Here is a 4,283-nt window from a genome sequence, read left to right on the forward strand (position 1 = left end):
GGTGGTAGCACCACACGCGACAGGCAACTGAAGTGCCTACGAGGGCCGGCCCGTCCACGGCGACGGGTCGGCCTTCCGTTCACCCGGCCGTTGCGCGCGACCTCCCGCCGCCGCTTGGCCGCCCAGGGCGCGCCATGCGCTCGCCGGACGCTCGCGGTGCGCAGGCCAACGCGAACAGTGACCATGAGAACAGTAAGTTTACGCAGTTCATACACTGTGTAGCCAATGGTGCCCGGAGCCGGACTCGAACCGGCACGGCCCGAAGGCCAGCGAGGTTTAAGCTCGCCGTGTCTACATTCCACCATCCGGGCTCTACGCGCGGCTCCGCGCTAGCACACGAGCCTATCGGGACGACTCCCCCGAACAGCGGTACGCCGACTCGATGTTGTCTGATTTTATGGGCGCCTGATGAGGTGTCAGTGTGCGTATTAGGCAGTTTGCGCTAGCCGTCACCCGGCATATGACCACCGATCACCTCTCCCGAGAAAATGACGGAAAGTCGTCGTACGAATGCGCTCGGCTGCTCCCACGCGTCGCCAGGCCGCGGCTCCGCACGGGTCGCACGGAGGAGTGCTCAGGGGACGCAGTCATACCCGAGGACTACGGCGGATGCGTCGTGTCAGACCCAAGAGGGCCCCAGGAACGGGCATCGGGAGGGACGATCCGGTGCGGTGGCGCACAGCACGATGGGGTGGTCCTCACAGAGCATCATGAACGTGACAGGAGAGTCGTCTCGTGACCACCACCCCGACCGCCTACCGCGCCACCGCGGTAGCCGCCCGTGCCGTGGATCTGTCCAAGGTCTACGGAGAGGGCGAGACCCAGGTGGTCGCCCTCGACCGGGTCAGCGTGGACTTCAGGCAGGGCGAGTTCACCGCGATCATGGGGCCTTCGGGTTCCGGCAAGTCCACCCTGATGCACTGCGTGGCCGGGCTCGACAGCTTCAGCGGCGGGTCGGCGCGCATCGGTGAGACGGAGCTCGGTTCGCTCAAGGACAAGCAGCTCACCCAGCTGCGCCGGGACAAGATCGGCTTCATCTTCCAGGCGTTCAACCTGCTGCCGACCCTGACCGCGCTGGAGAACATCACGCTGCCGATGGACATCGCGGGGCGCAAGCCGGACAAGCAGTGGCTCCAGCAGGTCATCGACCTGATCGGGCTGTCCGGGCGGCTCCACCACCGTCCCGCGCAGCTCTCCGGAGGCCAGCAGCAGCGTGTCGCGGTCGCCCGCGCCCTCGCCTCCCGGCCCGAGATCATCTTCGGCGACGAGCCGACCGGAAACCTGGACTCGCGGTCCGGCGCCGAGGTGCTGGGCTTCCTGCGCAACTCGGTGCGGGAGCTGGGGCAGACGGTGGTCATGGTGACCCACGACCCGGTGGCGGCCTCCTACGCGGACCGCGTGGTCTTCCTCGCCGACGGCCGGATCGTGGACGAGATGCTCGCCCCGACCGCTGACGGCGTACTCGACCGGATGAAGGCGTTCGACGCCAAGGGCCGGACCAGCTGACCCCGTTGACCAGCCGACGAGCCGACCGCGAAGACCGGCCGACGAGCTGACCGCGTTGACCGGCCGATCCGCTGGTCCGCTGACCGGCCGATCCGCGATCGGACTGGTCCGCTGCTCCGTAACCCCGGCCGCGTTTTCCGGCCCACACCCCAGGACTCACACCACCATGTTCCGTACCGCCTTGCGCAATGTGCTCGCGCACAAAGCCAGGCTGCTGATGACCGTGCTCGCCGTGATGCTCGGCGTGGCCTTCGTCTCCGGCACCCTGGTCTTCGCCGACACCCTCTCCAACGCCTGGAGGAGCCAGTCGGCCAAGAGCTACGACAACGTCGCCGTGGCCGTCACGACGTACGCCGACCCGAACGACGCCGACGAATCCGCCATCTCCCAGAAGAGCCTCGACAAGATCGGCGAACTGGACGGCGTCGCCGCCGCGTACGGCAGGGTCAGCGGTTTCGCGGGGGTCGCCGGCCCCGACGGCAAGCTCATCGGTGTCGGCTGGTCCAACAAGGGCTCCAACTTCGCCCCCGGCAAGGACGGCAAGGACCCCGCCTATACCTTCACCGAGGGCGCGGGCCCGGCGAAGGACAGTCAGATCGCCCTGGACAAGGACTCCGTGGAGAAGGGCGCGTTCAAGGTCGGCGACAAGGTGCGCGTCGCGACGAACGGGCCGGCGAAGGACTACACCCTCAGCGGTGTCTTCACCACTGAGGACGGAGCCGTGAACGCCGGCGGCAGCCTCGTGCTCTTCGACACCGGGCTCGCGCAGAAGCAGTACCTCAAGCCCGGCTTCTTCACCGAGGTCACCGTCACCGCCGCTCCGGGTGCCGACGACGCCGCGATCCTGGCAGCCGTCACACCGCTGCTGCCGGAGGCGGCCGAGGCCGGCACCGGCCAGGACCTCGCCCAGAAGCAGGCGGAGCAGATCGAGCAGAGCACGGACATCCTGACGCAGATCCTGCTCGGCTTCGCCGGCATCGCCTTGTTCGTCGGCATCTTCCTGATCTCCAACACCTTCACGATGCTGGTCGCCCAGCGCACCAAGGAGATCGCGCTGATGCGCGCCGTCGGCGCCTCCCGCAAGCAGATCACCCGCTCCGTGCTGATGGAAGCCGCCCTGGTCGGTCTTATCGCCTCCGCGGTCGGATTCCTCATCGGTATCGGCCTGGCCGTCGGCCTGCGCTCCGGGATGGCCGTCTTCGAGATGAAGGTGCCGGCCGGACCGCTGGTCATCGGGATGTCCCCGGTGATCGCCTCGCTCTCGGTCGGTGTCCTGATCACCATGCTCGCCGCCTGGCTGCCCGGCCGCCGGGCCGCCAAGATCCCGCCGGTGGCGGCGATGAACAGCGTCCACGCCGTGGCCACCGCCAAGTCGCTGGTGCTGCGCAACTCCATCGGGTCCACCCTCACCGCGGCCGGTTTCGGCCTCATCCTGTGGGGCGCGGCGGCCGAGGGCAGCACCGGCCGGATGCTGATAGCCGGGGGCGCGTTCCTCGCCCTGCTCGGTGTGATCGTCCTGATCCCGATGCTGTCCCGGCCCGTCATCGCACTCATACGGCCGCTGCTCGTCGGTGTCTTCGGGGTGGCCGGCAAGCTGGCGGGACAGAACGCGGTCCGCAACCCGCGCCGCACCGGAGCCACCGCCTCTGCGCTGGCGATCGGGCTCACTCTGGTGACGGGTCTCTCCGTGCTGGGTGTCACGATGGGCACGGCCGTCGCGAAGACGACCACGGACAACATCAAGGCCGACTACATGGTCATGATGGCCGGAGGCGGGGATCTGGACCGGTCTGCGCTCAGCGCGCTGGAGAAGGCCCCGGGCGTCTCGGCGGTCTCACCGGAGCAGGACTTCCCCTTCCAGGTCGGAAAGGCCGGGACCACCGGAAGCGCTGAGAACGCTGCGAACACCGACTACGAGATGGCCACCGGGGTCACCCCCGGCGCTCTCGAGAAGGTCCTGAACGTCCCGGTCGTCAACGGCAGCCTGGCCACCCTCGCGCAGGGCCAGGTCGCGATCCCCGAGGGCACGGCCAAGGAGCGGGGCTGGAAGGTCGGCGACAGCTTCACGGCCACCTTCAGCGACAACAAGAAGAGCACGCTGCGGGTCGGCGCCGTCTACGACAGCAGCGAGTTCCTGTCCGGCGTCCTCATCGACGCGAAGATCGTGGCAGCCCATGAGGCCAAGCCGTACATGCCGAACATCTTCGTGAAGATGAACGGCGGAGAGTCCGCCGCGAACGAGAAGGCCCTGGTCGACGCGCTGGGCGGCAACCCCGCGATCAAGGTGATGGACCACCAGGCCATCCGCGACCAGTTCGGCGGCGAGATCAACCTCCTGTTGAACATCCTCTACGGCCTGCTGGCGATGGCGCTGATCATCGCGGTACTGGGTGTGGTCAACACCCTGGCGATGTCCGTCTTCGAGCGTCAGCAGGAGATCGGCATGCTGCGCGCGATCGGCCTCGACCGGGGCAGGGTCAAGCGCATGGTCCGCCTGGAAGCCGTGGTCATCTCGCTCTTCGGGGCCACGGTCGGCATCGTCCTGGGCTCGTTCCTCGGCTGGGCGATCGGCGAGACCTTCGCGGACAAGGTCCCCGGCTACGAACTGGTGCTGCCCTGGGACCGGATCGGGATCTTCCTGGCGCTGGCCGGACTGGTCGGTGTGCTGGCCTCGCTCTGGCCGGCCCGCAGCGCCGCGAAGCTGAACATGCTGAACGCCATCAAGACCGAGTAGCGTCCGCGCTGCCACGGCGAGGGCCGGGACTCCCGTACGGGAG

2 protein-coding genes and 1 tRNA gene are annotated in these 4,283 nt (G+C 68.1%); 2 read left to right on the forward strand and 1 reads right to left on the reverse strand.

The window, feature by feature from the left end:
* Positions 1-226: 226 nt before the first annotated feature.
* Positions 227-311: transfer RNA gene (locus tag ACFWI9_RS32145), tRNA-Leu, on the reverse strand.
* A gap of 424 nt (positions 312-735) precedes the next feature.
* On the opposite strand from ACFWI9_RS32145, the gene ACFWI9_RS32150 reads away from it, so the two are divergent.
* Together ACFWI9_RS32150 and ACFWI9_RS32155 are read left to right on the forward strand one after the other, a co-directional pair.
* Positions 736-1,506, forward strand: a complete 771-nt coding sequence (locus ACFWI9_RS32150) for an ABC transporter ATP-binding protein (protein ID WP_387168190.1) — start codon at positions 736-738, stop codon at positions 1,504-1,506.
* A gap of 166 nt (positions 1,507-1,672) precedes the next feature.
* Positions 1,673-4,240: an ABC transporter permease gene (locus tag ACFWI9_RS32155; protein WP_387168193.1), complete on the forward strand. Its 2,568-nt coding sequence runs from the start codon at positions 1,673-1,675 to the stop codon at positions 4,238-4,240.
* The last annotated feature ends 43 nt before the right edge of the window (positions 4,241-4,283 follow it).

It is taken from the genome of Streptomyces sp. NPDC127084 (assembly GCF_042724175.1).
Classification (GTDB): Bacteria; Actinomycetota; Actinomycetes; order Streptomycetales; family Streptomycetaceae; genus Streptomyces.

What these genes read in the sequence shown, in the direction of transcription:
- ACFWI9_RS32155 (WP_387168193.1), top strand. Translation starts at nt 1,673, where the DNA reads ATGTTCCGTACCGCCTTGCGCAATGTGCTCGCGCACAAAGCCAGGCTG.